The sequence below is a fragment of the Exiguobacterium sp. SH3S3 genome, assembly GCF_004337115.1.
Taxonomy (GTDB): Bacteria; Bacillota; Bacilli; order Exiguobacteriales; family Exiguobacteriaceae; genus Exiguobacterium; species Exiguobacterium aurantiacum_A.
The window spans coordinates 170,850-196,679 of record NZ_SJUU01000004.1 but is presented as its reverse complement, the minus strand read 5'-3'; the positions used below and the strand labels follow the sequence as shown (position 1 = coordinate 196,679).

Here is a 25,830-nt window from a genome sequence, read left to right as displayed (position 1 = left end):
TTCACTCCACAACGAGCTGGATCGTCGACCCGCTTCTTGATTTTTTCACTTCGATCCGCGCATCGACGCGGTCTTTCAACTCTTGGACGTGGCTGATGACACCGACGAGCCGTCCGCTCGACTGCAGCGACATGAGCAACTCGATCGCCTGGTCGAGCGATTCGGCGTCGAGCGTCCCGAAGCCTTCGTCGATGAGCATCGTCTCGAGACTAACACCACCGCTCAGTTGCTGGACAACCTCGGCCAATCCGAGCGCGAGTGCGAGCGAGGCTTTGAACCCTTCCCCGCCCGACAAGTTTTGGACGCGTCGGGACTGTCCCGTATAGGCGTCAAAGACCAATAGTTCGAGTCCAGACTTTGCGTTCCCTTTCGCCGTCTCGACTTTTCGCTCGAGTTGGAACTGCCCACTCGTCATCAGATCAAGATGAATGTTGGCCGCATGTAAAATCTGATCGAAGAACGCGGTCTGCACATACGTCTCGAACGTCAGTTTCTGTGGGTTCAAACCACGACCCGTGTCGGCGATCAGTTTGACCGTCTCGAGATTGCGTTGCTCGTCTGCGGTCTGGTCTCGAAGCCGGTCCCATTCCGAAATGACATGGCGATGGCGCTTCAATTGGCTGTCCGCTGTGACGAGTTGTTCCGCCAATGCGTCGAGACTTACCTGCGCTGTCGTCAATCGGTCGTTTAACAGAACGAGATCCGGTTTGACCGCATCACCGATCTTGTCGGTCAATGCGTTGAAGCCATGTTCGAGGCGGATCCCGTCTGCCTGTTCTTCCGCGAGTTGTTCTTGCAGCGACGACACCGTGTCGATCTGTTCGACGTGTGTCAAAAAGACGTCACGGCTCAATTCGTTTTTCGCTAGCGACTCCTCGAGCTCGGTCGCGGTCTGGTCAAAACGTTTCTGCTCGAGGTCGAGCCGTTCGTTTAGAAGCCGCAAACGTTCTGCTTCAGTCCACTTCAAGCGTGTCACGTCCTCGAGTTCGCGTTCATACTGCGCGATAACTTGCTGCAACCGGTCGAGCTGCGTCGATTGCGCGTCACGTTCGGCTTGCAGTTGTTGAAGCGAGGCCGCATCCGGTTGCCGCATCACTTGCAGCCGTTCTTGGACGGCTTGCAACCGCTCGAGCAATTGCTGCCGTCGCTCCGTCAGTTCGCGTTTTTCTTTCTCTAATCGTTTTAGTTCTGTCATGACCGTGCGGTACGTGCGTTCCGCTTGAGCACGCGCCCGCTCTTCATCTCGAAGCGAACGGATGAGTCGCTCTTGCAGAGCGATCGCCTCCTGTACCGACCCGGACAAGTCGAGTGCCTGTCTTGACGATTCGAGTTCGCCTCGGACTTCTTCAGCCTGTTGCTTCAACGCCCGATAGTCCGCTCTCGCCTCGTGCAAGGCCGCCTCATATTGTTTCAGCATCTCCGTCGCGGCGACGAGCTCGCCTTGGTCACTCGTCACCTCGTGCGACGCGACCGTCCCATGGGTCCGCGATCCACATACGGGACAAGGCTCACCGTCGACGAGCGTCACACTGAGCTTCTGTGCCCATAACGCCTGCTCTTCATGCATGAACTGCTCGACGATATCCGACTGGGCCTTGTGACGCCGTTGCGCTTCCTTGCCGTTGCGCTCACACGATGCGAGCCGCTCCGTTACAGCTTGAAATCTTGCTTCGAGTTGCGTGTGTGCCGTGAGCCGGTCATACTTTCGTTCAGCTTCGACGAGACGGTTCGGTGTCGTTTCCTGTGCGAGCTCTGCTGACAACACCTCTTCCTGCCGTCTCAGTTCGGTTAAACGAGAATCGTCCTTGAAGACAGCGAGTTGGTCGGTCAAGCGTTTCAACTCGTCTCGCTCTGTCACGGCGGTCTGCCATTCGTCAACGAACGGAAGCATGTCATCGATGGCTTTCAGACGGGCGGTGATCGTCTCGACTTCTTGCTTCGAAGTCGCGATGCGCTCCGTCTTGGCGTGGAGCTCGTCTAGTTTGCTCGCGTATTGTGTCAACCGTGTTTGAACACCGTCGATGTCATGATTTAGCCGTTCGATATCTTGTCGATTCGCCAAGTAGCGATCGTATAACGGCCGGACACGGCTTGACGCCTCCAACCGTTCAATCAATCGGCGGCGCTCCATCCGATCGGCTTCACCCGATTTGTAGCGTTCAAGGGCGCGTGCCTGCTCGTCACGTTCGACGAACAAACGGACGAGCGCGTTCGCCTGTTCGAGTTCGCTCCGTATCGCATCGACCCGTTTCGATTGTACGTCCCGTTCGCCTCGTAACGACTCGGTCGCCGTCAGCAGGCGCTCTTCTCTGGCCTCGAGCCAGTCCTGAATCTCCGGCAAGTTACGCTCGGCGACGGTTTCGATGTCATCGTCTTCAAGTTCAAGCAGCTTCAAGCGTGTCGTCTCGGTCGCCCACTCGACTTGTTTCCGATACTTGCCATACCGCTCGACCCAATTCTCTTGAAACGCTCGATACGCCTCGGTCTTAAAGATCGACTGGAGGATCTGTTGTTTCTTCATCGAGTCCGAGTCGAGTAGTTGGCGGAACTGGTTTTGCGGGAGCAGCAGGATTTGGCTGAACTGCTCATAATCAAGTTGCAGCAACGATTCGATCTGCTGCTCGACATCCCCGACTTTCGTCGCCAGCGGTTTCCAGCTGTCCGCCCATTCATAGAGGACCGCCTCATGCGGGATCGGTGTCTTATTTTTCGGGTGCGGTTGTTGGGGCTGGCGGACGATCCGGTACCGTTCCTCACGAATCGTGAAAGAGAAATCAATCTCCGTCTTTCGTTCCGGTTCGGCGTATTGGCTTCTAAAATCGCTGGCGTTCCGGAGGGCACCGCTCGCCCGTCCATACAAGGCGAACGTCATCGCATCAAAAATCGTCGTCTTGCCGGCGCCGGTTCGTCCACTGATGACGAACATCGAGCGCCCTTCAAGCTGTGTGAAGTCGATCTGTTCTGTCTCGGCGTAAGGACCGAATGCGGTGATCGTCAATCGTTCAGGTCTCATATCGGTCCATCTCCTTCCACGAATCGTCGTACCGTCTCATCGGCGTCTCGGCCATGGACAGCTTTATAGAACTCCATATAGACGTCCTCGATTGACTGCCGTTCGAGCGTCTCACGCTCGAAGCGGGACGTCTCGTCTTGGCGGCGCAACAGTTCAAGCTCGAGATGCAAGATGTTCGGATAGACGGTCCGCAGTTTCGCCATCGGGTCGAATAAGGCAGACTCGTCGGTCAAGACGATTTTCAAGTAATCATCCGTTTTCTCGTCTTGATAGAACACCGGATCGAGTAGTTCATTCAACGTGCCCGTCAAGATGCGCAAGTCGCGTCTTGCTTGAAGCGGACGACGTCGGCGCGTCCATCCTCCGTCCCATTCGATGACGTCGACCGATTTCACGTGGTTCGCCTCAGAGAATGAATATTTCATGAGCGAACCGCTATAGGCGATCTTGTCGTCGCGGAGCGCGTCGCGGTTATGGAGATGGCCGAGCGCCGTATAACCGAACGGTTCGTATAGTCCTTTGGCGACTTGTCCGGCCGTGCCGACCGACAGTTGCCGCTCAGAGTCGGTCTCGAGACCGCCGGCGACGAAGCTGTGGCCGACCCCGACCGCTCGGGCATCGATGGAACCGAACGATTCGACGACGGCCGTGAGCGCGTCGTGATGGGTCCGGATCGTCTCGTCTTGCAGCGTGTAGCGGATCCGGGCCGGTTCTAAAAACGGCATCAAGTAAAACGGGATGCCCGCGACGATGATCGGTCCCGCACCCGGCTCATACTTCCCGACGATATGGAGCCCGACTTTCGTCAACAGTTTCGAACTATATTGGAGCCGTTCGGCCGAATCGTGGTTGCCGGCGATTGCGAGCACGGGGATGTTCCGCTCGAGCACGAGCGCTTGCCACATCTCGTCAAGCAAATCGACTGCTTCAACCGGGGGAACGGACCGGTCGTATAGGTCTCCCGCGACGACGATTGCGTCCGGCTTCTCCTCGTCGACAATCTGTAAAAACGATTCAAATAAAATGATGCGTTGATCTTCTGTCATATGGCGGCCGTGGACGATTTTTCCTAAATGCCAATCGGCCGTATGTATCCATTTCATTCGTCCTCACCTCTCTTCCCATTCTAGCATTTTTCACCGCAACGATTCGACGTCTTGACACTTGTTTTCGAAACAGCGAAAGTTAATAGGAAAGGGGGACGTTCGATGGAGTCCACAACTACTTGGCAAGCTTTCCTTCGCTTGTTCCGAGTCGCCAAACCGCCGAAACAATTGTTTATCGGTGCCGTATTGATTTCTTTAGTCCAAGCGATGGCGGCCCTCGCCATCCCGCTCATTTTGCAACGTGTCGTCGACAATTGGAGCGAGGCCGTGCTCGATGCCCGGCTCGTCGCCATTTTTGTCGTCGCTTTTCTCGTTCAAGTCGTCTCGAGCGCCATTTCCATCTATTGGCTACATATCGTCGGACAACGCGTCGTCGCCAATCTCCGGACGACGTTATGGGAGCACCTCGTCGCGTTGCCGATCCCGTTCTATGACGGTGTCAAATCGGGGGACCTCGTCTCACGCCTGAACAGCGATACGACGACGCTGCAACAGCTGTTGTCGGAACAGAGCGTCCGCCTGCTCACTTCGTTCGTATCGGTCATCGGGGCCGTCGGTATCTTGTTCACGCTCGACTGGCAGATGACGCTCGTCATCTTGTTCTCGGTCCCGACGACGCTCGTGATCGTCATCCCGCTCGGCCGCAAACTTAGAACGATCGCCAAGAAGACGCAACACGAACTTGGCGGGTTGTCTGGATTTTTCGCCGAGCTGCTCGGTGAGATCCGGCTCGTCAAATCACAGGCGACCGAACGTGAGGAAGTAGCCGAAGGGAGCCGGCGGATTGAACGCTTGTTCGATTACGGTGTGAAAGAAGGACGGATTCAAGCGATCTTGATCCCACTCTTGAACGTCACGCTGACGGCGATGCTGATCGCCATCCTCGGTTTCGGGGCGTACCGTGTCTCGACCGGGGCGTTATCGACCGGGGCGCTGCTCGCTTTCATGCTCTACTTGTTCCAAATCATCACCCCGCTCATCACGATGACAGAATTTATCACGCGCCTGCAAAAGGCTCGCGGCGCGACCGAGCGCATCTCTGAACTGCTCGCGGTCGAACCGGAACGTTACGCCGCTGCCACGGAACACATCCAACAGTCGACACTGACGTTCGAGGACGTCACGTTCCGCTACGATGAGCAACCAGTCATCGATGCCATCTCGATGACCGTGCCGTTCGGGGCGACGACCGCGATCGTCGGACGGAGCGGCGCCGGCAAGACGACGCTGTTCGCGCTCGTCGAACAGTTTTACGTTCCATCGTCGGGGCGCATCCTGTACGGCGACCGCGACATCGATTCGTACGGCCGCGACAATTGGCGGCAAGTCATCGGTTATGTCGCCCAAGACTCACCCGTCCTCTCGGGAACGGTCCGCCAAAACATCTTGTACGGCCTGAAGCGTGACGCGACCGAGACCGAGATTAAAAACGCCTGTGAGATGGCGAACGCTTGGTCGTTCATCGATACGATGCCGAACGGGCTCGAGACCGAGATCGGTGAACGCGGTGTCCGTTTATCGGGTGGCCAACGGCAACGGCTCGCCATCGCCCGGGCGCTGCTCCGTGACCCCCAAATCTTGTTGCTCGATGAAGCGACGTCGAGCCTTGATTCAGAGTCCGAGCGTGTCGTCCAAGAGGCGCTCGACCGGCTCATGCGGGGACGGACGACGCTCGTCATCGCCCACCGCCTCTCGACCGTCCAACACGCCGATCAAATTATCGTCCTTGAGAACGGAGGGATCAGCGGGCTCGGCACGCACAAGACGCTGCTTCAAGACAACAAATTATATGAACGGCTCGTTAAACAGCAACTACTAGGAGGAAATCAACCATGAAGACAATCGGATTTATCGGACTCGGCGTCATGGGTCAATCGATGGTCAGAAACTTAATGAAGGCAGGCTATACCGTCCAAGCGTACACGCGGACGAAAGACAAGGCCGCCGACCTGCTCGCAGAAGGCGTGGCGTGGTGTGACTCCATCGAAGCGGCGTGTCAAAACGCCGATGCGGTCATCACGATCGTCGGCTATCCGTCAGACGTCGAAAGCATCTATTTCGGTAAAGGGATGATTCTCGACTCCGCCGAACCCGGCACACTCGTCATCGACATGACGACGTCGTCACCGAAGCTCGCCGAACGAATCGCTGAGGCCGCGATCGACCGCAGCCTGCTCCCGCTCGACGCCCCGGTCACGGGCGGCGATGTCGGCGCCAAGAACGGGACGCTATCGATTCTCGTCGGCGGTGGCGAATTCGCGTTCACGAAAGCAATGCCGCTGTTTGAAGCGATGGGGCAAGCGATCGAACGGATGGGATACGCCGGGAGCGGCCAGTACGCCAAACTCGCCAACCAGATCGCGATCGCAGGCATCATGATGGGCAACGCCGAACTACTCGCCTTCACGAAGCGTGCCGGGCTCGACCCCGATCAATTGCGCCAGACGATCCGTGGCGGCGCGGCCGGCAGTTGGACGCTCGAGAACCTGGTACCTCGCATGATCGTCGAAGATTATTCGCCAGGCTTCTTCATCAAACACTTCATCAAGGACATGGCGCTCGCCCTCGAGAGCGCGAAAGAGTTAGGTGTCAAACTGCCAAGCCTCGAGCTCGCATACCGACTCTATTCGATTTTAGAAGAGAACGGATACGGTGAGAACGGGACGCAGGCGCTCATCGAATACTATATGAATCAAGACGTTTGAATCGACGTTGTTGTGGAATTAGTAGTACAGAAGGGAGTGATCATGATGCCTTGGAATATGAAAGATTATCCAGAGTCACTGAAAAACTTCGACCCGCTCGTCAAAAAGAAAGCGATCGATATCGCCAACGCCCTCATAGCTCAAGGGTATTCCGATCAAAAAGCGATACCGATCGCGACAGAACAGGCTAAAAAGTGGCATGAACATGCGACGAATGAAGAGAGACAAGACTTTAAGGACGCGCCCGATCCACAGAAGTCAGATCGGCACGAATCATAAAAAAACCACGGTCGGCTGAGATTCAGCCGGCCGTGGTTTCGTTTGCTTGTTTTTCTGCTTTGATTTCGAGGTAGAGCCCGCCGAGCGCCGTATGAAGATACGGCTGGACGAAGATATAGGCGATTCCGCCTGTCATGAGGACAAGCACGTACCAACCGATAAAGCTTGCATAAAGCCTGAGCATGATCTGTTTTTTCCCGCGCATGAGGCGTCGGCTCTCACGCATCGCCGTGAACGCCGTCAGTTCAGGTTGATCGCGAAGGATGAACGGGACCATTCGATACGTCAAGTAAAACCAAACGCCAGGGACGATCAAGAAGAGCATGAGCACGTTCAACCCAAGATAGAACACGGCGTAATACGTGACGGCACGGACGTAGTCTTTAACGGATCCGAACGACTCGAGCAAAAGACCGAACCTTGGTTTTTCCGCTTTGGCGATGTCGAGGAAGATCCAGTTTCGTCCCATCTCGAGCGGGGCGAGCAAGACGGTCGCACCGTACAAGAGACCGATCGAGACGAGCATGACGGACGGGTCCGTCGATGACAAATCGAGTTGCGTCGTGATCATCGCTTGAACGAGCATCGTCGAGAGCACGGCAAGGAGTGAGATCCCCCAGTTTCCGGACAACATCCGGAGCGCAAATTGTTTATAGACTGCTGATTGCATGACGTCACCTTCATTATCGTTTTTTTCATTATAGCAAAAAAACAGTCATCCGACTGTTTTTAGCGTTTCATTTGCTCGAGCAGGTTTTGAAATTTCGCCTCGTCGAGTCTCCCGTCCGTCCGAACGCCGTTGCCGACATGGACGAAAGGAACATCGATCCGGGCGACGAGTTGAGCGACGTTGTCCGCCGTGATCCCGGCTCCAGGCAGTATCGTCATCGTCGCCGCGTCCCGCATCGCTTCGAGACGTTCGATCCCTTCGAGGGCCGTCACCGCTCCCCCGGACGTCAAAATTTGATCGACTTCCGGAAATCCGTTCAACACGTCCACTGCTTGAACGAGATCAGCCGCCTCGTCGATCGCCCGGTGAAACGTGAGCGCCATGTCGCCTTTATGCTTGATGACCTCGCCGAGCAGCCGTTCATCGATTCGTCCGTCTTCCGTCAATGCACCGAAGACGATCCCGTCGGCCCCGAGCGCACGGCATAGCCCGACATCCGCCAAAATCGTCTCACTATCATCTTCGCTGTAGACGAACGAGTCGGTATGCGGCCGGATCATGACGTGGACAGGGACCGTGACGTTCTCCAATACGTTACGGATCGTCCCGAAGCTCGGGGTCGTCCCACCGGCACGCATATCGGCAATCAGTTCGAGCCGATTCGCCCCATATCGTGCCGCTGCTTTCGCTTCGTTTAACGTCGTGACGATGACTTCGATCATAAATGACTCCTCCTTTAGTTATGGAGCGAAACGCCATTCGACTTCGTGTTCGGCCAACGCCCGCTTCCAATCGGTCGGTTCTGGAAAATCTGAGATGATCGTCGTCACCGTCGAGAAGTCGGAGACACGATATCGTCTCTGTTGATTGAACTGGGTGTGGTCGGCGAGTAGATAACACATACGGCTCTGCGTCATGACGGCTTGCGTCACGGTCGACAGCCCATGGGCGTCACACGTCAGCCCGAGCGTCGCATCGACCCCTTCGACAGACAAAATCGCCATATCGAACACGTACGCTTTCAGTTGTTGAAGCACTTGTTCGCCGACGGTAACGAGATGTTTCGGGTCGATCGTACCCCCGAGCAATTGGATATCGCCCGTGAACACACCTTTGGCCCGCTGCTCGAATAGCGCTTTCGCAACCATGAGTGAAGGCGTGACGACCGTCAAGTTTCGCCCGCGGAGCCTTGACGCGACTTGCTCGGGGGCGACACCATGCCCGATGTAGAGTAGCATGTCGTCTTCGACGAGTTGAAACGCCGTATAGGCGATGCGACGAATCCCGTCCATGTTCGAAATCGTCATCGGTTGGAACGAGACGCTTTGATGCAAGACGGCTCCCCCGTATACCCGTTTGATGCGATGTTCTTTCTCAAGCTCTTCTAAGTAGCGGCGAATCGACTCCCCCGAGACGTTCAACCGTTCGATCAGTTCACTCGTCTTCACTTTACCTTCCCGCTCGATCCACTCGACAATCTTTTGTTTACGTTCTTCTCCAATTAACGACACAAGCCTGCCTCCTCCGCAAAAATCGCTTCCTCTTCCATTTTAGCGAACGGATGTAAATTTAACGTAAACTGAAAGTAAAGAACGGGCAAATCCAACACTTTTTTCATTCTTTTTAGCAAAAATCCACGGAAATCCACAACAATTGGTCGGTCGTTCGAAATCGTTTCGTCGCAAACGCTAAAAAACCGAACGGAACCTGCTAGACAGGTTCCGTTCGGTAACATCTTTATTTTTTCTTTTGGAACAGCGGCACTTTCGGTTCGGTGCCCGCGCGGATCCGTTGCCAGTTCGTGCGGTGCTTGATGATGATGAACGAGGCGAGCGGTACGATGACGATGAGTGGCAACCAATCTTTTGTGATGACACTATACGTCACGACCGTCACGAGTCCGACGGCTGACGCCGCCATCGATGAGAGCGACACCATCCTCGAGATGAGGAGCGCCACGATAAACGTCCCGACGACGACGAAGAAGAACCACGGGAACGCCGCGAGTAAGATCCCGGCGCTCGTCGCGACCGATTTTCCGCCTTTGAACTTGGCAAAGATCGGGTACGAATGGCCGATGATGGCTGGAATCCCTGCGAGCAAGAGACTCATGTCGCTCCCGAACAGGAGCGGCAACAGCGCCGCAACCAACCCTTTGCCTATATCTCCTAATAATACGAGCGTCCCCGCTTTTTTTCCGAGCACGCGGAACGTGTTCGTCGTCCCTAAGTTCCCGCTCCCATGCTCCCGCACGTCGACTCGATAGCCGAGCTTTCCGACGATGAGCGCGAACGGGATCGAGCCGAGCAAATAGCTGACGATGATGATTATCACTTCTGTCATGTAAGGCATCGCAATTCCCCTTAGTCCATTAATTGCTCGAGGTAGCGCTCGAACGGAACGTTCGTTTTATGAACGTTCGTCGCATGGTCTACCCCGATATATCGTAAGTGCCACGGTTCATACATATAACCGGTTTCCGTTTCGTATGCACGTTGGTAACGGACGATAAAACCGTATTTGTGTGCATTATCAGCAAGCCACTTGCCCTCTGTCGTCTGTTCAAGCTCTTGCGTCAGTTGATAACCGACTGACGCGCTCGAGACGTCGATCGCGAGCCCTGTCTGATGCTCTGAGTGTCCCGGAGGCGCCGAGTACTTCATGGCCTGCTCCTTGCCGTCACGCGCGACGTAGGCGTTGAACAACTGCACTTGATACGCATACGTCCGAAACGCGCTCGTCCCTTTCAAGTCAATCCCGGCCGCTTTCGCGTCCTTCATGAGTGACTCGATGGCACGGGCCGCTTCTTTACGCAACATTCTACGCTCACCGGTCGCCGAATCGACGAAATCGATGTTCGCCGTCACCAAATCAGCCGGTTGATAATCACTCGGCAAGGCAATCTGTTTATTGACGAGGACGAGTGCGTCCAACTCAAGGTTTGCTTGCCCGTTCAATTCAATCGGTTGACTCGGCTCTGCCGGCTCGGCCACTGGTTCTTCCTCGGCCGGCGGCTCTGGTTCGGTCGCCGGTTGTTCGTCCTTGTCCGTTTCGGCCGGCTCTTCCGCTTCCGGAGCCGGCTCTGCCGGTGCTGTCTCGTTATCAGTCGGCGTTTCCGCCGGCTTCTCCGTGTCAGACACGGTCGGTTGTTCTATCGGTTCGTTCGGATCAGCTTGTTCGCTTGTCGTACATCCCACTAACGTGAGCGTCAAGGCGCAGCACACCATCAACACAGATGGTTTTCGCATGCGATCTTCCCCTTTCTTCATACAAAAAAATACCGTCAAGATATGATACCACACTGACGGTACAAAGGAACGACTGTTATTGAACCGGGCTCAAGACTTTCAAATACATATCGTGCCATGCCGGGAATTCCCGGTCGAGCCGGATCGGCTTGAAATCGCCGCGCTTCACGACGACATGCGTCGTCTTCGCCGTCCCGACCAAATCATTGTTTTGATCGGTCAACTCGTACCCGTAGACAGTACGGATCTTCGAATAACTGTCGACCCAGACGCGCACGTTGACCGTGTCCCCGAACGTGACGCTCTTCTTATAGTCGACCGTCACGTTCGTCACCGGCGACACGAACCCGGCCTGTTCCATGTCTTTATATTCCACTCCGAGTTGTCGTAACAACTCGGTTCTCGCGATCTCAAGGTAGACTAAATAATTCGCATGATAGACGATCCCCATCATGTCCGTCTCTTGGTATCGTACAGGAATCTGAATCGTATGCATCAAATCGCCCTCTTTTCAGTCTACAGTATATTATAACTTACTCTTAATATCTACTACTAAAATCTGATTTAACTCGCTATCCTCGGCGTTCTCGGCGATGAGCCGGTACGATTGCCGGGCGATCGCCTCATCGACGAGCGACAGCGCCGTCCGTGCGTTCGGTTTATCTGCATGCTTCAGTCGTTCGGCCAGCGCAGCTTCGACACCGTCCCCGAACGCATAACCAAACTTCTCGGCATAGCTGTTCGCGATTTGGGAAAGTTGCGCGAGTGAATAGTCGTCGAACTGAATCGTTCGCTTGATCCGACTGCTCAGTCCCGGGTTCGAATCGATCAACCGGCGCATCGGCGCCTCATAGCCCGCCAAGATGACGACGAGGTTCTCCCCGTGCTTCGGCATCTCGTCGACGAGCGTATCGATCGCTTCGCGTCCGTAGTCGTTCGGACCGCCGTTCAAACTGTACGCCTCATCGATCAGCAATACCCCGCCGAGCGCGTCGCGGATGGCTGCTTTCGTCTTTTGGGCCGTCTGCCCGACGTAGCCGCTGACGAGGTCGGCACGGCTGACGACTTTCAAATGTCCCCGTTTCAAGTAGCCCGTCTTCTTCAACAACTGAGCGTACACGTGCGCGAACGTCGTCTTGCCGGTACCGCTGTTGCCGACGAGCGCGGCGTGAAGTTGGACCGGAGCCGTCTTCAGCCCGAGCTCGCGCCGCCGTCTTTGAATCGTGATCAGTGCCTCGATCTCCTGAAGCTGTCGTTTCGCTTCTTCCATCCCGATCATGTCATCGAGCGTCGGAGCCGTGCCGTCTTCGCTCGTCGCCTCTTCAAAATCGAGCTCTGTCAACAAAGCCATCTCGTCGAGCGGGGCGTCGGCACCGAAACGAGATCCTTTTTTGAACATCGCATCGAGCAAGATGTTATGGACGGTCCGGGCGTTCCCAAACGTCGCATCGACTCGTTCCCGGTCAATCCGGGCGATGAGGGCGCGCTTGGCATCGGTCGTCAGCACATAGTTGTTCTCTTCGGCCACTTTCTCACCGATCGCGACGAGCTCTTCGTCGCTGTAGTTCGGCAGCTCGTAATGGTTCGATTCAGGGAACCGCGACCTGAGTCCTGGGTTCGCGAGTAAGAAGTGGCGCATCTCTTCCGGATAACCGGCCAGGATGACGACGAACTTCCCGGCATATTCTCCACTCGTCATCGCGGCGACGAGTGTGTCGATTGCCGCCTGCCCGTAATCGCTCCCGCTCGCATCTTGCCGTTTGAGCGCGTATGCCTCATCGATGAACAAGACGCCCCCTTCGGCTTCCTTGACTTTATTCATGACTTGTTCTTCCGTCTGGCCGACGAAGGCACCGACAAGGCTCGAGCGGTCTGCCTCGATGACATCGGGTCGTCCGAGAAGACCGAGCTCGAAATAGATCTCGGCCATGAGCCGGGCGAGCGTCGTCTTGCCGGTACCGGGGTTCCCTGTGAAGACGAGATGGAGCGATGGTTGATGTTTCGACGAGAAACCGGCCTTGTCCCGTTCTTTTTGGAACAACAAGAACCGATACCATGCTTTCACCCGCTGCTTCACTTCCGTTAGACCGATCATCGACTCGAGCGACTCGATCGCACTCGAGCGGACCTCCCGCGGACGTTCTGGCAACAGCTCGCAAATCGCCTCGATCCGTTGTTTGACGAGACCGACCCGCTCACCGAAACGACGGAACGCCTCCCGGCTGAAGTAGTTGCCTTGCATCGACGCGAGCAGCGACGCGGTGTCATCTTCGAGTGACGCGACTTCTTGCATCGCTTCGATGACGACCTCGAACAAACGCTCCAATTGATCTTTGAACTCGGAGTCCCGCAGATCTGACTTGGCCCGTTCGATTTCGTCGTGTAACCGATCGAGCTGATCGAGCAGTTCGGACGTCTTCGCTTCGTACTCGGTCAAAATTTGGACTTTCATCGAGGCGTAGTCGGCTTCGCGAAGAGTCGGCCAGTCGACATGGAGCGATTGTCTGAAGCGGCGCAACTTCTCATTCAGTTGGCTGACTCTCAGTTCGGCCGGTAAGGCGCCGAGCGACTCGAGTTCCTTCACCCAGCGATTGAGAAGCGGATCGATCGTTTGGTTGTGCTGCAACCGTCTCGTCGAGAGCAGTGTCAACGTCCGGATCAACTCGTCGTTATGCTCTGTCGCACGCGACCAGTGGGCATAGGACAAGAGCGCCGCTTCATCGACCTTGTCGCCTTGTTCCCACCGTTCCAAGTCATGCTGAACTTGTTCCAAATGGATCTGTTTCATAAAGTTCTCCCTTTCAGACGACAAAGGAGCCGACGTCTCAGTCTGCTCCTCGTCGGGTTATAGTGCTTCAAAAGAAGTCATGCGAATCGAGTGGAACAAGTTCCCGTTGTTGCGTGACTCGGCAGCGAGCAGGATCCGTTCGTTCACATCGACGTAATACGTCACTGCTTCCTCATTTTCGCCTTCGTCGAAGATCGATGGGTATTTCTCGACCCACTCCGCAGGTACCGCCTCGGCGGATTCCGTTTTGACGAACGCCTGAGCTGTCCGACCGATGATATTGACGTCTCCTTCACCCGTACCTAGCGTCCCGTCATCAAGCCACTTGCGAATCTGTTCGTTCGTCGCCCGCGACAAGAACGGATGGGGTGCGACTGCACCCGAACTCGTCTCTTGACTGTTCGTTTCGTCGCCTTCCGGATTGAACTCACGGTACATCGTGCCATCCCATTCGGCCCGGGCACCGGCGTTCGGTCCCGATACGACCTCGGATACGAAATGTCCGTTCTCATCGTACGTGACGAGGTAGTTGCGTACTTCGAGCGTCTCCCCGTCTGCCGGCAACTTCTTCTCTTCATAGCCGATTTCGACGGACGTGTAGAACGGTTCGGTCCGGTTCTCACGACCGTTGTCGTCATCATTCAAGTTGGTGACCAAATAAAAATTATAAGCGAGCAGAGCGCCGACGATGAGGATGCCGGCAAAAATAATCCAACTGAGCTGCTTTTTCACTTCTCGTTTCATAACATGCCCTCCCAATATTCTTCACTTACTATCCTACACTAGCGAGGGTGCCATGCAAAACATTTACAACTAAAAAAAGGGCCTCGACTGAGACCCCTTAATGTTATCCAAGTTTATCTTCATCACGCTTATAGCTTTCAATCCACTTATCCCGTTCGTCCGGTTCATCGGCCAAGTCCTTGAACAAGGCGACGATCATCAGAATCAGCACGAAGATGAACGGGAAGGCGACAAGGATCGCAACGGCTTGAAGCGCGCCGAGACCACCCGCGTACAAGAGCACGGCTGCGATCGATGATTGGATGAAGCCCCAAATCAACTTGATCCGCATCGGCGGGATGAGTTTCCCTCCTGTCGTCAGCATCCCGAGCACATATGTTGCCGAGTCGGCTGAAGTGATGAAGAACGTCGAGATCAAGAAGATGGCGACGATGCTGAGCACCGTCCCGAATCCACCGAACGTCTCGAACAAGGCGAACAGTCCGACTTCCGTTCCGACCTCGTTGACTGTGTCGATCAAGTTCGCCCCACCGAACAAGTCAGCCCAAATGGCCGATCCGCCGAAGACAGAGAACCAAAGCAGTCCGAACGACGTTGGCACGAGCAAGATTCCGATGAGGAACTCGCGAATCGTCCGACCTTTTGAGACACGGGCGATAAACGTCCCGACGAACGGTGACCATGAGATCCACCACGCCCAGTAGAAGATCGTCCAGCCGTTGATCCACTCGCGCTCGACCGGTTCAAAAGCACCCGTACGGAAGCTCGTCGTCGGCAATTGTTGCAAGTACGTCCCGATCGTCTGCGTGAACAAGTCGAGGATGAACGCGCTCGGTCCGGCGATGAGCGTCGCGACTAGCAAGACGACGGCGAGGAAGATGTTCGTGTTACTGAGAATGCGAATCCCTTTATCGAGCCCGGTCGAAGCGCTGAGCATATACAGCACCGTCACGACAGCGATGATGATCAACTGCGTCGAGAACGCGTTCGGTACGCCCGGAATTAAATAGTGAAGCCCACCAGCAATCTGTTTGGCACCAAACCCGAGCGACGTCGCGACCCCGAATGCTGTCGCGACGACGGCCAAAATGTCGACCGTCTGTTTGACCGGACGTTCATAGCGGTCGTTGACGAGTGAACCGATCGTCTCCCCGATTGTCGCCGGACGCCCTTTGCGGAACGTCGAGTAGGCGATGGCGAGAGCGATCATCGCGTAAATCGCCCATGGGTGGAAGCCCCAATGGAAGAAGGCGTAACGCATCGCCGTGCGCGCATTCCCTTCCGGCGTCAGCGATTCGAATGGTGGCGCGTGGAAGTGAAGCAACGGTTCCGCCGCTCCCCAGAAGATGAGACCAATTCCCATCCCGGCGCTGAACAGCATGGCGAACCATGTTAAATATCCAAAATCCGGTCGGTCTGTATCTTTTCCGAGTCGGATCGACCCGAAGCGCGAAAAGATTAAAAAAATCGCGACGAGTAAAATGCCGGTCGCGCTGAGCAGGTAGAACCAGCCCATCCCGTTCGAGAGCAAACCTTGCAGTTTCGTCGTCACGTTGATCAAGCTTGTGTTTCCGAGCCAACGCTCAGGGAAGATTCCCCAAATCGTAAAGAGGACCGTAATGATGGCTGATACGATAAATACGGTCGTCACTCGACTTTCTCTTTCCATAATCTCACTCCTATTTAATTCTCTTATTTTCATATACGTTTTCCACCCTAACACAGTTTACAATCTCGGCACAACCCGAAAACGTGTTCGCTCGTGTCACGATGAAAAAAGTGACGATGTAATCTCGTCACTCGGTCGGCTTCGGTTCTAACGATACAATCAACGTCTCATCGACGACATAATAGGGTCGTTTCGGCAACACTTTCAAATAGCCGCCTTCACGCAGACGTGTCAAATCAAGTTGCGCCGACTGTTGGAATTTGCGTAACGGTAACTTTTTTTCTTGTTCGAAATATAAGTCGAGCGCCCGCTGCACCTGGTCCATCTCATAGACGACGTCACGTTCGTCCTCCGGGGCGATGTGGAACGTCTCTTTTGACATGTAAAACCGCTGTCTTGGCTTGCCTGGCAAATGACGTTTCAAGCGTCCAAGGTCGATTTCTTGGGACTCGTCCAACAGTACCGTCCGGTTGACCCCTTTCGGCAATGTCTGTTCGTACTCATGGATGGCTTCCCGCAGTTGCGGCAACGTGATATCGACTTCTTGCTCCACTACTTCTTCTTTTTGCGTCAGACGCTGCCACCAATTTTTTCCTGACCTTGTTTGTCGTTCCATACACTCCCCCCTCTCCCCGTTCCTTTCCCGATATCTGTTATCCTCTCACCTTATATTCGCACATTCACGAAAAAAACCTTCCTTTTTTCAAAGGAAGGTCTGACGCTTACTTCAATTTGTTACGGAGGACCATCTGGAGGATCCCGCCGTGACGGTAGTAGTCGATCTCAATTTCCGAGTCGAAGCGGGCGACGACTTTGAACGCTGTCACCGTGCCATTTTCATGCGTGGCCGTGACGTTCAAAATATCGCGCGGACGTACCGACTCATCGACTTGGATATCAAGTGCCTCTTCGCCTGTCAGTCCGAGTGATTCCGCAGACTCCCCGTCCATGAACTGGAGCGGTAACACACCCATCATCACGAGGTTTGAACGGTGAATCCGTTCGAAACTTTGGGCGATGACGGCACGAATGCCGAGCAGGTTCGTACCTTTGGCTGCCCAGTCACGCGACGAGCCCATGCCGTAGTCGTTTCCGGCGAGCACGATCAAACCTGTGCCTTGCTCTTTATATTTCATAGCCGCATCATACATCGGCATGATCTCACCTGTCGGCCAGTACGTCGTGTATCCGCCTTCTGTGCCAGGCGCGACTTGGTTACGGATGCGAATGTTCGCGAACGTACCGCGCATCATCACTTCGTGGTTACCACGACGCGACCCGTATGAGTTGAAGTCGAGCGGTGCGACGCCTTTCGACTGCAGGTATTGCCCAGCTGGTGTCGTCTTCGAGAACGCTCCTGCCGGCGAGATGTGGTCAGTCGTCACCGAATCGGCGAACTTCCCGATGACACGAAGACCATTGAGTGGGAGCACTACGCCCGCTTCCGGTTCGAGGTTTTCGAAGAACGGCGGGTTTTGGATGTACGTCGAATCGTCCGAGAAGTCGTACAAGTTACCTTCTGGGACGGCGAGTGCGTTCCAACGTTCGTTGCCTGTGAACACCGTGTCGTACTCTTTACGGAACGCTTCCGGCGAGACGACGTCTTGAACGACCATCTTGATCTCATCGTTTGACGGCCAGATGTCTTTGAAGAAGACTTCGTTGCCGTCTTTATCCGTCCCGAATGATTCGTTCATGATGTCGAAGTTGACCGATCCTGCGAGCGCGTAAGCGACGACGAGTGGCGGTGACGCCAAGAAGTTCGCTTTGACGAGCGGATGGACGCGGCCTTCGAAGTTACGGTTACCCGAGAGCACGGACGACACGAGCAAGTCGTTCGACGTGATCGTCTCTTCGACTTCGCGGTCGAGCGGCCCAGAGTTCCCGATACATGTCGTACAGCCGTAACCGACCGTGTTGAACCCGAGCTGGTCGAGGTACGTCGTGAGTCCGGCTTTATCGAGGTAGTCAGTAACGACTTTCGAGCCCGGGGCGAGCGACGTCTTCACGTATTTCGGTACTGTGAGTCCACGCTCGACGGCTTTCTTGGCCACGAGGCCAGCGCCGACCATGACGTAAGGGTTCGACGTGTTCGTACAGCTCGTGATCGCCGCGATCGCGACGTCACCCGTCTGCATGTCGACCGGTCCATCCTCATAATGGATGGCAGCTTTCTTGTCGAGCTCGGCACGGTCGAGACCGAAGCCGCTGTGCCCGGCCGGTGCGCTCAAGCTGTCGATGAACGCCGTATGCAAGTCAGACAAGTTGATGCGATCTTGCGGACGTTTCGGGCCTGCGAGTGAAGGTTCTACTTTAGACAAGTCGAGTGTGAGCGTCTTTGTGAACGCCGGATCGGCTTGATCAGGTGTGTAAAACATGTCGTTCGCTTTTGAGTACGCCTCGACGAGGTCGATCAACTCTTCTGAGCGTCCTGTCGTACGCATGTAGTTCAACGTTTCCGTATCGACCGGGAAGAAGCCGCAAGTCGCCCCGTACTCAGGCGCCATGTTGGCGATCGTCGCCCGGTCAGAGAGCGGCATCGTGTGGAGTGACGGTCCGAAGAACTCGACGAACTTACCGACGACTTTCTCGTTACGGAGCATCTCGGTCACGACGAGCGCGACGTCTGTCGCTGTGACACCTGGGTTGACCTCACCGATGATTTTGACGCCGACGACGTCTGGTACCGGGAAGTATGACGGTTGTCCGAGCATGCTCGCTTCGGCTTCGATTCCGCCGACGCCCCAGCCGAGGACACCGAGTCCGTTGATCATGGTTGTGTGCGAATCCGTTCCGACGAGTGAATCTGGATACGCGACATTACCTGTCCCATCATTCTTTTCAAGCACGACCGACGCCAAGTACTCGAGGTTGACTTGGTGGACGATTCCCGTCGCCGGTGGTACGGCACGGTAGTTGTCAAACGCCGTCTGAGCCCAACGCAAGAATTTGTAACGCTCTTCGTTCCGCTCGAACTCGATGTCCATGTTTTTCATGAGCGCGCCGGCGAATCCGTAGGCATCGACTTGGACCGAGTGGTCGACGACGAGATCGACCGGGATTTCCGGGTTGATCTTGTTCGGGTCGCCACCAAGGTCAGCCATCGCTTTACGAAGTGAAGCGAGGTCGACGACCGTCGGGACACCCGTGAAATCTTGCAAGACGACGCGAGCCGGTTTGAACGGTACGTCAATGTCTTTCGAGACGCCGGCAGTACCCCATTTTGCCAAGTTCTCGACATGTTCCTTCGTGATGGCACGGCCGTCTTGTTGACGCAAAACCGACTCGAGCAAGACACGAATCGAGTACGGGAGGCGACTGAGTTCCGTCACCCCTTCTTCCTCTAACTTTTTAAGCCGGTAATAATCGTACGCTTGTCCGTTGACCTCGAACTGTGTCCGAGATGAAAAAGCGTCTACTACGTTCGTCTGTTCCATACAATTTCCCCCTTTTTGAAAGCGACGACCACAGCAGTTGCCGTAATCGCTTACTTATCACATGTTTATCATAATACAACTATAGCGTGACGTAAAATACATTCCGTCACAAATTAGTCATAAGTAAAACTTATCAATTGCTCTGATCGTCTCAAAACACGAAAAAAGACGGCCATCTAAGGCCGTCTTTACAATCTAGCTTATTCGGCACCGATCTCGACATTGACATCGAGTGCGTCGACGAGCGTCAACTCATCTTCATAGCGTTCTTTGAAACGGTCAAACGTGAACTCGTTGGCGAACAAGAACACAGGGCGTTCCCAACGGTCGGTCACGAGCATGTTTCGTGAGTCTTGGAACGGCTTGAGCGCCTTCAATTCTTTGTCCTTCACCCAGCGAGCGACACTGTACGATACCGGCTCCATCCGGATGTCGACCCCGTACTCGTTATTGAGACGATATTCGAACACCTCGAACTGGAGTTGACCGACCGCGCCGAGATAAATCTCGTTATACTCGTTGCGGTACACTTGGATCGCTCCTTCTTGGGCGAGTTGCTCGACACCTTTGTGGAAGTGTTTCGACTTGAGCGAGTTGATCGGCGAGACGCGCATGAACAATTCCGGCGGGAACGTCGGCAACGCCTCGAACGCGATCTTTTGCTTCGACGTCGTGATCGTGTCACCGATCTGGTACGTCCCAGAATCGTAGATCCCGATGACGTCACCGGCAAACGCCTTATCGACAGTCTCCCGGTCGTTGGCCATCAACTGCGTCGATTGACTCAGTTTGATTTTCTTGCCGGTCCGCGTCAACGTGACGTCCATTCCCCGTTCGAACACACCCGAACAGATGCGGACGAAGGCGATGCGGTCACGGTGGGCCGGGTTCATGTTCGCTTGAATCTTGAAGACGAAACCGCTGAAGTCTTCAGACGTCGGGTCGATCGGACCGACGTTCGATTTACGGGCCTCTGGGGCCGGCGACATGTCGAGGTAGTGGTCTAAGAACGATGTCACCCCGAAGTCGACGAGCGCCGTACCGAAGAAGACAGGTGTCAGCTTACCTGATTGGATCGCCTCGACGTCGATGTCGTTGCCGGCACCGTCTAACAGGTCGATCTCGTCGCGCAAGTTCGTCAAGTTTTCTTCTGTCAAGTAGTCGGCGAGCACAGGATCGTTGACCCCGTCCTCGTTCAACGTGAGCTTGCCTTTCTCGCCACGGAACAAGTGGATCTCGTTCTTGATACGATCGAACACACCTTCGAACTGCATCCCGCTGCCGATTGGCCATGTGACGGCGACCGAAGGCATACCGAGCACTTCTTCAAGTTCTTCCATGAGCTCGAGCGGATCTTTCGCCTGCCGGTCCAACTTGTTCATGAACGTGAAGATCGGGATACCACGCATACGACAGACTTGGAATAATTTCTTCGTCTGTGTCTCGATCCCTTTGGCGGCATCGATGACCATGACCGCACTGTCGACAGACGTCAAGACGCGGTACGTGTCTTCTCCGAAGTCGTTGTGACCCGGCGTGTCCATGATTGAGACGACCTTGTCGCGATAGACGAACTGCATGACAGACGACGTGACAGAGATGCCCCGTTGTTTCTCGATCTCCATCCAATCGGACTTGGCGTGTTTTGAGTTTTTGCGGGCTTTGACCGTTCCCGCCTCGCGGATCGCTCCCCCGTGTAAGAGCAATTTCTCCGTGAGTGTCGTCTTACCGGCATCCGGGTGGGAGATGATGCCGAAAATGCGGCGTTTCTCTACTTCTTGTTTTAATTGATTCATATAGAGTCCTTTCCTTTCCAGACTTTCAAATTCATTCTCATTTCTGACTGCAACGCTCTCTATTCTAACGAAACGGCGTCGTTTCGTCCATCATTATGGGATGGTCATGCTTTTGTATTCGCGGTCTTTTTTGTATACTAAGCTTGAATGATTGTGAAATGAAAGAACGGGGGAAAGACGATGCCAGAAAACTTGATGATGTATTTCATTGTCTTCTGGGGATTTGTGATGATCGGGTTGATGACGATCGGCGGATACTTCATGTTCCGTAAGTTTTTAAAACGGATGCCGAAAGAAGACGGCCGCTCTCTCCTAGATATCGAGGACGATTACATCGCGAAGACACGCCACCTGTGGACACCCGAGACACGGACGCTACTCGATCGGCTCGTCACGCCAGTGCCTGAGCTGTTCCGCGATGTCGCCATTCGCAAGATCGCCGGCAAGATCGGACAGTTCGCGCTCGAATCGAGAGCGAAAGTGATGACGACGGAACTCGTCGTCAAAGGATATATCGCCGCCACACCGAAGCGGGACCACAAGTTTTTGAAGAAAGCGCTCGAAGAAGAGCAGATTGATTGGATGACTTATAAACGTTATTTCCAACAGTGAGCCCCTGGATTCCACGGGGCTCATTTTTTGATGCACGTTCGCCAATATGTGACATACGGTTACTAGGTCTAAAGTACCTTTTTGTCTTCTTTTTAGTATTCTTGTATAGAGTTCAAATTATAGACAATATTGAAAACGCTTACATTTAATTGGTATGACCAATATTAGTATAATAAATGGATAATAACGAATAAAAAATGGATAGCTTTTCCTTTCGTACCGTTTCTATAATGTAGCTATCTTGATTACCGAGGAGGTCCACCGATGCATGACGTCACGCAAGCCACGCGTACGGAAAGTACACGTTCTGCCGAATCAATCGTCGAAAGTGCCACATTCCACCAACTGATGCGAGAAAAAAACCGTTTCATTCTTCCGTCCATCATCTTTTCCCTTATCTTCTATTTCACGCTCCCCATCTCTACGAGCTATTTCACGTTCCTCAACATCCCTGTGGCTGGGGATATCACTTGGGCCTGGGTCCTTGCTTTCGCCCAGTTCTTCATGACGTGGACGTTTTGCGTTTTGTATAGCCGCCGTGCTCGTCGCTTTGACAAGTTCGTCGAGAAAATCAAGCAAGAGGAGGACGGACGATGAACTGGACAGCCATTCTCTTGTTCCTCGCCATTGTCGGCTTGACGCTCGTGATCACGTTCTTCGCCGCCCGCAAGACGAAGACGGCGAGTGACTTCTATACGGCCGACGGCGGCTTGACCGGTTTTCAAAACGGGCTCGCCATTGCCGGGGACTACATGTCGGCCGCCTCATTCCTCGGCATCGCCGGGATGATCGCACTCGCCGGGTTTGACGGTTTCTTTTATTCGATCGGTTTCCTCGTCGCTTATCTGGTCGTCTTATACCTCGTCGCCGAACCGCTTCGTAACCTCGGCAAGTACACGATGGCCGACATGATCGCTGCCCGATTCAACAAGCCGCGGGTCCGCGGGGTCGCGGCGATGAACGCGATCGTCATTTCGATTTTCTACATGATTGCCCAGCTCGTTGGCGCCGGTGCGCTCATCGAGCTCCTGCTCGGCATCCCTTACACGACGAGTGTCGTCGTTGTCGGCTTGTTGATGACCGTTTACGTCGTCTTCGGCGGCATGACGGCGACGTCTTGGGTCCAGATAACGAAAGCGGTGCTCTTGATGATCGGGACGGCGATCATCTCGTTTCTCGTGTTCGCGAGATTTGATTTCTCAGTGCTCAACATGTTCTCCGAAGTCAGCAAAGCGACACCGCTCGGGGAAAGCTTCTTGAATCCGGGTAACAAATTCAAACTTCCGCTCGATACGATCTCGTTGAACTTGGCGCTCGTCCTTGGGACGGCCGGGCTGCCGCATATTCTCATCCGTTTCTTCACGGTCAAGGACGCACCGACCGCGCGTCAATCCGTCGTCTACGCGACTTGGATCATCGGAGCGTTTTACATCCTCACGATCTTCCTCGGTTTCGGCGCTGCCGCCTTCGTCGGGTCAGACGCCATCATCGCGGCGAACCCAGCTGGTAACATGGCCGCACCGCTCCTCGCGCAAGTACTCGGCGGCGACTTATTGTTTGCCTTCGTGGCAGCGATCGCATTCGCGACGATTCTTGCCGTCGTCGCCGGACTCGTCTTGTCGGCGGCATCGGCTTTTGCCCACGACTTTTACGGGCACATCGTCAGAAAAGGTGAAGCGACGGAGAAAGAACAAGTCTTGGCCGCACGGATCGCCTCGATCGCCGTCGCGATCGTCTCGATGGGACTCGCTTTCTTCGCCCAATCGATGAACGTCGCGTTTCTCGTCTCGCTCGCTTTCGCGGTCGCGGCGAGCGCGAACTTGCCGGTCATTTTGTTCACGATCTACTGGCGACGCTTCAATACGGGCGGAGCCATCTTCGGGATGGTCGTCGGGTTGTTCTCGTCGCTCTTCCTCGTCGCAATCAGTCCGAACCTATGGGCACCGGACGGCTCAGCCATCTTCGTCGGCGCAGCGTTGTTCCCGCTGACGAACCCGGGCATCGTGTCGATCCCGCTCGGTTTCCTTGCTGCCATCGTCGGGACATATTTGACGAAGTCGGACGAGGCCGTCGGAAACTTCGAACGGATTCTTGTGAAAGCGAACACCGGGATCGATGCCAAGACCGAAGTCGCCATGGCCAAACGCTCAAACTGAAAATAACGGCGTACCTCGCTCGAGGTATGCCGTTATTTATGTCGTCGCGATGCGCTTATATTTTTGATACATGGCGATCCGCCATGGCACAATCATGCCCCAAGCGATCAAATAGAACAAGCCGCCCGTCGCGAAAATGTTGACCTCATCGCCGAGGAACGCTTTCATGACCGTCCGGATCGCGAGTAAGGCGAAGACGACGATGAAAAACGCTTTCGAGCGGGATAAATAAACCTCACCATCACGTTTTTCAAAATTGGACGTCTTGATCAAAAAGATACTGAAAATCAAGCCTACGACAAGCGCCTCACCGACTTCGAGCCAAGTCAGACGAAAAGCCGGCACTAAAAATTGAAGCATGCCCGTCGACATCGCGAGCGGTGGAATCAAGATTTTTTTCGCATTCGTCGGTCGGGCCGATGCCTTCACGCGAACGAAACTCGCGATGACCCCCATCAGCAATGCGACGAGAGTCGATCCCCAAAATATCGACATATGGTCAGCCCCTTTAGAATCCGGTGAATCCCACTAATTCGCTCATCCAGGCAGCGAAGCGGTTCATTCCATCAAAATATAATACGACTCCGAAAGCCATCATCAAATAGCCTCCGAACTTTGTTACTTTCGCGCTGTTGCGCGCCAAATATTTGATTTTGCCGACGAAACCGGCCATGACGAGAAATGGGATCGAGAACCCGATGACGTAAGCGAGCATATACCCCATGCCTTGGCTCGGGTTAGACGCAGCCAGTGCGATCACCCCGGCGAGAATCGGTCCTGTGCACGGCGTCCATCCGGCTGCGAACCCGATTCCGATCAACACGGTCCCGAAATACCCGCTCTTCCGTTCTCCAAGTGCGAGTTTCTTTTCGCGCATCATGAAGCGCGGTTGCCATAGCCCCGCTAAAAAGACCCCGAACACAAAAATAAGGATTGCCCCGAACATGCGTAGACTATCTTTAAATTGAATGAAGAAGTCGGCGATCAACGAAGTCGATAACCCGAGGACGAGAAAGACGATCGAGAATCCGAATAAGAATGAGAACGTATGAAACCAAGCCGTCCGTTGCCGGAGCCCTTCGCTTTTCAAGTCAGAGACAGATACCCCTGTGATATACGACAAAAAGACCGGATAGAGCGGCAGCGTACACGGTGATAAAAAAGACAAGACGCCCGCCCCAAAAGCGAGCCATAAAGTGACTTCCATGCGTTTTTCCACCTTTCAGCCCCATTATAGCGAAAACCATTTCAAAATGCTCGCATCTTTTCTCCGTTCACTCCGTCCGATTTTGTAATTATTGAAATGGAAATGTAACTTGTGATGTGTAGTGTTGAATGCTAAGATTTGGATATTCTACTTCACCAGGTTCTATTTTAATATGATGGGGGAAATACCGTGGCGGTCATCACAGCTGAAACCTTACACTATGCCATTGAACGAAAACGCGATGAACTGTATGAAATCGCCTCGCAGTACAGTTGGACGTCTCCAGAAGTGATTCATGTCAGCCAAGAGCTAGACACGTTAATCACGTCTCACGTCCTTTCCAAACACCTAGCAGACAACTTAAATTAATCATCAACTCCAGCTCGTCACTTTCTAGTGG

At 54.5% G+C, this 25,830-nt stretch carries 23 protein-coding genes; 7 read left to right on the top strand and 16 right to left on the bottom strand.

Annotated features, from left to right (window positions below):
* Position 1 precedes the first annotated feature (1 nt).
* Both EVJ28_RS05865 and EVJ28_RS05860 read right to left on the bottom strand, forming a co-directional pair.
* On the bottom strand, positions 2-3,013 hold the full coding sequence (locus tag EVJ28_RS05865; protein ID WP_131458713.1) for an AAA family ATPase: 3,012 nt from the start codon (positions 3,011-3,013) through the stop codon (positions 2-4).
* A complete protein-coding gene (locus tag EVJ28_RS05860; protein ID WP_131467928.1) occupies positions 3,010-4,116 on the bottom strand; it encodes an exonuclease SbcCD subunit D in 1,107 nt (368 codons plus the stop codon). Before EVJ28_RS05860 ends, EVJ28_RS05865 begins: the two co-directional genes overlap by 4 nt.
* 105 nt (positions 4,117-4,221) lie before the next feature.
* Between EVJ28_RS05860 and EVJ28_RS05855 the strand changes: the two genes are divergently transcribed.
* From EVJ28_RS05855 to EVJ28_RS05845, 3 genes are read left to right on the top strand one after another with little or no spacing between them, the layout of a single operon-like run.
* A complete protein-coding gene (locus tag EVJ28_RS05855; RefSeq protein ID WP_131467926.1) occupies positions 4,222-5,955 on the top strand; it encodes an ABC transporter ATP-binding protein in 1,734 nt (577 codons plus the stop codon).
* Entirely contained in the window at positions 5,952-6,824 is an 873-nt protein-coding gene (locus EVJ28_RS05850; RefSeq protein ID WP_131467924.1) for an NAD(P)-dependent oxidoreductase, read from the top strand. The genes EVJ28_RS05855 and EVJ28_RS05850 overlap by 4 nt, the downstream gene beginning before the upstream one ends.
* A 42-nt stretch (positions 6,825-6,866) precedes the next feature.
* The gene (locus EVJ28_RS05845; RefSeq protein WP_131470168.1) at positions 6,867-7,103 is read left to right on the top strand and encodes a DUF2188 domain-containing protein; all 237 of its coding nucleotides are present in this window, start codon (positions 6,867-6,869) and stop codon (positions 7,101-7,103) included.
* A 22-nt stretch (positions 7,104-7,125) separates the two neighbouring features.
* On the opposite strand, the gene EVJ28_RS05840 is transcribed toward EVJ28_RS05845, so the two are convergent.
* From EVJ28_RS05840 to EVJ28_RS05785, 12 genes are all read right to left on the bottom strand, one after another.
* Complete coding sequence (locus tag EVJ28_RS05840; RefSeq protein ID WP_131439712.1) at positions 7,126-7,773, bottom strand: DUF975 family protein; 648 nt, start codon at positions 7,771-7,773, stop codon at positions 7,126-7,128.
* Positions 7,774-7,832: 59 nt separating this feature from the next.
* The gene (locus EVJ28_RS05835) at positions 7,833-8,495 is read right to left on the bottom strand and encodes a copper homeostasis protein CutC (protein WP_131488240.1); all 663 of its coding nucleotides are present in this window, start codon (positions 8,493-8,495) and stop codon (positions 7,833-7,835) included.
* 18 nt (positions 8,496-8,513) lie between these two features.
* Positions 8,514-9,284, bottom strand: coding sequence for a DeoR/GlpR family DNA-binding transcription regulator (locus EVJ28_RS05830; protein WP_131458708.1), 771 nt, complete (start codon positions 9,282-9,284; stop codon positions 8,514-8,516).
* A gap of 226 nt (positions 9,285-9,510) precedes the next feature.
* Positions 9,511-10,125 carry a glycerol-3-phosphate 1-O-acyltransferase PlsY gene (plsY, locus tag EVJ28_RS05825; RefSeq protein ID WP_370250774.1) on the bottom strand — a complete coding sequence of 205 codons (615 nt, stop codon included), beginning with the start codon at positions 10,123-10,125 and terminating at the stop codon, positions 9,511-9,513.
* An 11-nt stretch (positions 10,126-10,136) separates the two neighbouring features.
* The gene (locus tag EVJ28_RS05820; protein WP_236634060.1) at positions 10,137-11,021 is read right to left on the bottom strand and encodes a M15 family metallopeptidase; all 885 of its coding nucleotides are present in this window, start codon (positions 11,019-11,021) and stop codon (positions 10,137-10,139) included.
* Positions 11,022-11,097: 76 nt separating this feature from the next.
* Entirely contained in the window at positions 11,098-11,517 is a 420-nt protein-coding gene (locus EVJ28_RS05815; RefSeq protein WP_070327159.1) for an acyl-CoA thioesterase, read from the bottom strand.
* Between the two features lie 30 nt (positions 11,518-11,547).
* Positions 11,548-13,809: an AAA family ATPase gene (locus EVJ28_RS05810; protein WP_131458706.1), complete on the bottom strand. Its 2,262-nt coding sequence runs from the start codon at positions 13,807-13,809 to the stop codon at positions 11,548-11,550.
* A gap of 57 nt (positions 13,810-13,866) precedes the next feature.
* On the bottom strand, positions 13,867-14,553 hold the full coding sequence (locus EVJ28_RS05805; protein WP_131458705.1) for a hypothetical protein: 687 nt from the start codon (positions 14,551-14,553) through the stop codon (positions 13,867-13,869).
* 103 nt (positions 14,554-14,656) lie between these two features.
* A complete protein-coding gene (locus EVJ28_RS05800; protein ID WP_131458807.1) occupies positions 14,657-16,222 on the bottom strand; it encodes a BCCT family transporter in 1,566 nt (521 codons plus the stop codon).
* Between the two features lie 127 nt (positions 16,223-16,349).
* Positions 16,350-16,838 carry a DUF3939 domain-containing protein gene (locus EVJ28_RS05795; protein ID WP_083273944.1) on the bottom strand — a complete coding sequence of 163 codons (489 nt, stop codon included), beginning with the start codon at positions 16,836-16,838 and terminating at the stop codon, positions 16,350-16,352.
* Between the two features lie 106 nt (positions 16,839-16,944).
* Positions 16,945-19,659: an aconitate hydratase AcnA gene (gene acnA / locus EVJ28_RS05790; RefSeq protein ID WP_131458806.1), complete on the bottom strand. Its 2,715-nt coding sequence runs from the start codon at positions 19,657-19,659 to the stop codon at positions 16,945-16,947.
* A gap of 200 nt (positions 19,660-19,859) precedes the next feature.
* Entirely contained in the window at positions 19,860-21,455 is a 1,596-nt protein-coding gene (locus EVJ28_RS05785; protein WP_131458805.1) for a peptide chain release factor 3, read from the bottom strand.
* A gap of 180 nt (positions 21,456-21,635) precedes the next feature.
* Between EVJ28_RS05785 and EVJ28_RS05780 the strand changes: the two genes are divergently transcribed.
* The 3 genes from EVJ28_RS05780 (at position 21,636) to EVJ28_RS05770 (ending at position 24,223) form a co-directional block, all read left to right on the top strand.
* A complete protein-coding gene (locus EVJ28_RS05780) occupies positions 21,636-22,067 on the top strand; it encodes a DUF2621 family protein (protein ID WP_070327153.1) in 432 nt (143 codons plus the stop codon).
* Positions 22,068-22,331: 264 nt separating this feature from the next.
* Positions 22,332-22,664 carry a DUF485 domain-containing protein gene (locus EVJ28_RS05775; protein WP_070327152.1) on the top strand — a complete coding sequence of 111 codons (333 nt, stop codon included), beginning with the start codon at positions 22,332-22,334 and terminating at the stop codon, positions 22,662-22,664.
* Positions 22,661-24,223, top strand: a complete 1,563-nt coding sequence (locus EVJ28_RS05770; RefSeq protein WP_131467918.1) for a solute symporter family protein — start codon at positions 22,661-22,663, stop codon at positions 24,221-24,223. Before EVJ28_RS05775 ends, EVJ28_RS05770 begins: the two co-directional genes overlap by 4 nt.
* 36 nt (positions 24,224-24,259) lie before the next feature.
* On the opposite strand, the gene EVJ28_RS05765 is transcribed toward EVJ28_RS05770, so the two are convergent.
* Positions 24,260-24,718, bottom strand: coding sequence for a CcdC family protein (locus tag EVJ28_RS05765; protein WP_174545499.1), 459 nt, complete (start codon positions 24,716-24,718; stop codon positions 24,260-24,262).
* Positions 24,719-24,731: 13 nt separating this feature from the next.
* Entirely contained in the window at positions 24,732-25,430 is a 699-nt protein-coding gene (locus tag EVJ28_RS05760) for a cytochrome c biogenesis CcdA family protein (RefSeq protein WP_016510637.1), read from the bottom strand.
* A 189-nt stretch (positions 25,431-25,619) separates the two neighbouring features.
* Between EVJ28_RS05760 and EVJ28_RS05755 the strand changes: the two genes are divergently transcribed.
* Positions 25,620-25,799, top strand: coding sequence for an aspartyl-phosphate phosphatase Spo0E family protein (locus EVJ28_RS05755; protein ID WP_131458802.1), 180 nt, complete (start codon positions 25,620-25,622; stop codon positions 25,797-25,799).
* Positions 25,800-25,830: the final 31 nt, after the last annotated feature.

Bases quoted from the DNA above. Each gene is read 5' to 3' on its own strand.
- plsY (WP_370250774.1), bottom strand. From the start codon at position 10,125: ATGCCTTACATGACAGAAGTGATAATCATCATCGTCAGCTATTTGCTC.
- EVJ28_RS05840 (WP_131439712.1), bottom strand. From the start codon at position 7,773: ATGCAATCAGCAGTCTATAAACAATTTGCGCTCCGGATGTTGTCCGGA.
- EVJ28_RS05760 (WP_016510637.1), bottom strand. From the start codon at position 25,430: ATGGAAGTCACTTTATGGCTCGCTTTTGGGGCGGGCGTCTTGTCTTTT.
- EVJ28_RS05780 (WP_070327153.1), top strand. From the start codon at position 21,636: ATGCCAGAAAACTTGATGATGTATTTCATTGTCTTCTGGGGATTTGTG.
- EVJ28_RS05850 (WP_131467924.1), top strand. From the start codon at position 5,952: ATGAAGACAATCGGATTTATCGGACTCGGCGTCATGGGTCAATCGATG.
- EVJ28_RS05860 (WP_131467928.1), bottom strand. From the start codon at position 4,116: ATGAAATGGATACATACGGCCGATTGGCATTTAGGAAAAATCGTCCAC.
- EVJ28_RS05795 (WP_083273944.1), bottom strand. From the start codon at position 16,838: ATGGAACGACAAACAAGGTCAGGAAAAAATTGGTGGCAGCGTCTGACG.
- EVJ28_RS05815 (WP_070327159.1), bottom strand. From the start codon at position 11,517: ATGCATACGATTCAGATTCCTGTACGATACCAAGAGACGGACATGATG.
- EVJ28_RS05835 (WP_131488240.1), bottom strand. From the start codon at position 8,495: ATGATCGAAGTCATCGTCACGACGTTAAACGAAGCGAAAGCAGCGGCA.
- EVJ28_RS05805 (WP_131458705.1), bottom strand. From the start codon at position 14,553: ATGAAACGAGAAGTGAAAAAGCAGCTCAGTTGGATTATTTTTGCCGGC.
- EVJ28_RS05855 (WP_131467926.1), top strand. From the start codon at position 4,222: ATGGAGTCCACAACTACTTGGCAAGCTTTCCTTCGCTTGTTCCGAGTC.
- EVJ28_RS05770 (WP_131467918.1), top strand. From the start codon at position 22,661: ATGAACTGGACAGCCATTCTCTTGTTCCTCGCCATTGTCGGCTTGACG.
- EVJ28_RS05800 (WP_131458807.1), bottom strand. From the start codon at position 16,222: ATGGAAAGAGAAAGTCGAGTGACGACCGTATTTATCGTATCAGCCATC.
- EVJ28_RS05775 (WP_070327152.1), top strand. From the start codon at position 22,332: ATGCATGACGTCACGCAAGCCACGCGTACGGAAAGTACACGTTCTGCC.
- EVJ28_RS05765 (WP_174545499.1), bottom strand. From the start codon at position 24,718: ATGTCGATATTTTGGGGATCGACTCTCGTCGCATTGCTGATGGGGGTC.
- EVJ28_RS05785 (WP_131458805.1), bottom strand. From the start codon at position 21,455: ATGAATCAATTAAAACAAGAAGTAGAGAAACGCCGCATTTTCGGCATC.
- EVJ28_RS05810 (WP_131458706.1), bottom strand. From the start codon at position 13,809: ATGAAACAGATCCATTTGGAACAAGTTCAGCATGACTTGGAACGGTGG.
- acnA (WP_131458806.1), bottom strand. From the start codon at position 19,659: ATGGAACAGACGAACGTAGTAGACGCTTTTTCATCTCGGACACAGTTC.
- EVJ28_RS05865 (WP_131458713.1), bottom strand. From the start codon at position 3,013: ATGAGACCTGAACGATTGACGATCACCGCATTCGGTCCTTACGCCGAG.
- EVJ28_RS05845 (WP_131470168.1), top strand. From the start codon at position 6,867: ATGATGCCTTGGAATATGAAAGATTATCCAGAGTCACTGAAAAACTTC.
- EVJ28_RS05820 (WP_236634060.1), bottom strand. From the start codon at position 11,021: ATGCGAAAACCATCTGTGTTGATGGTGTGCTGCGCCTTGACGCTCACG.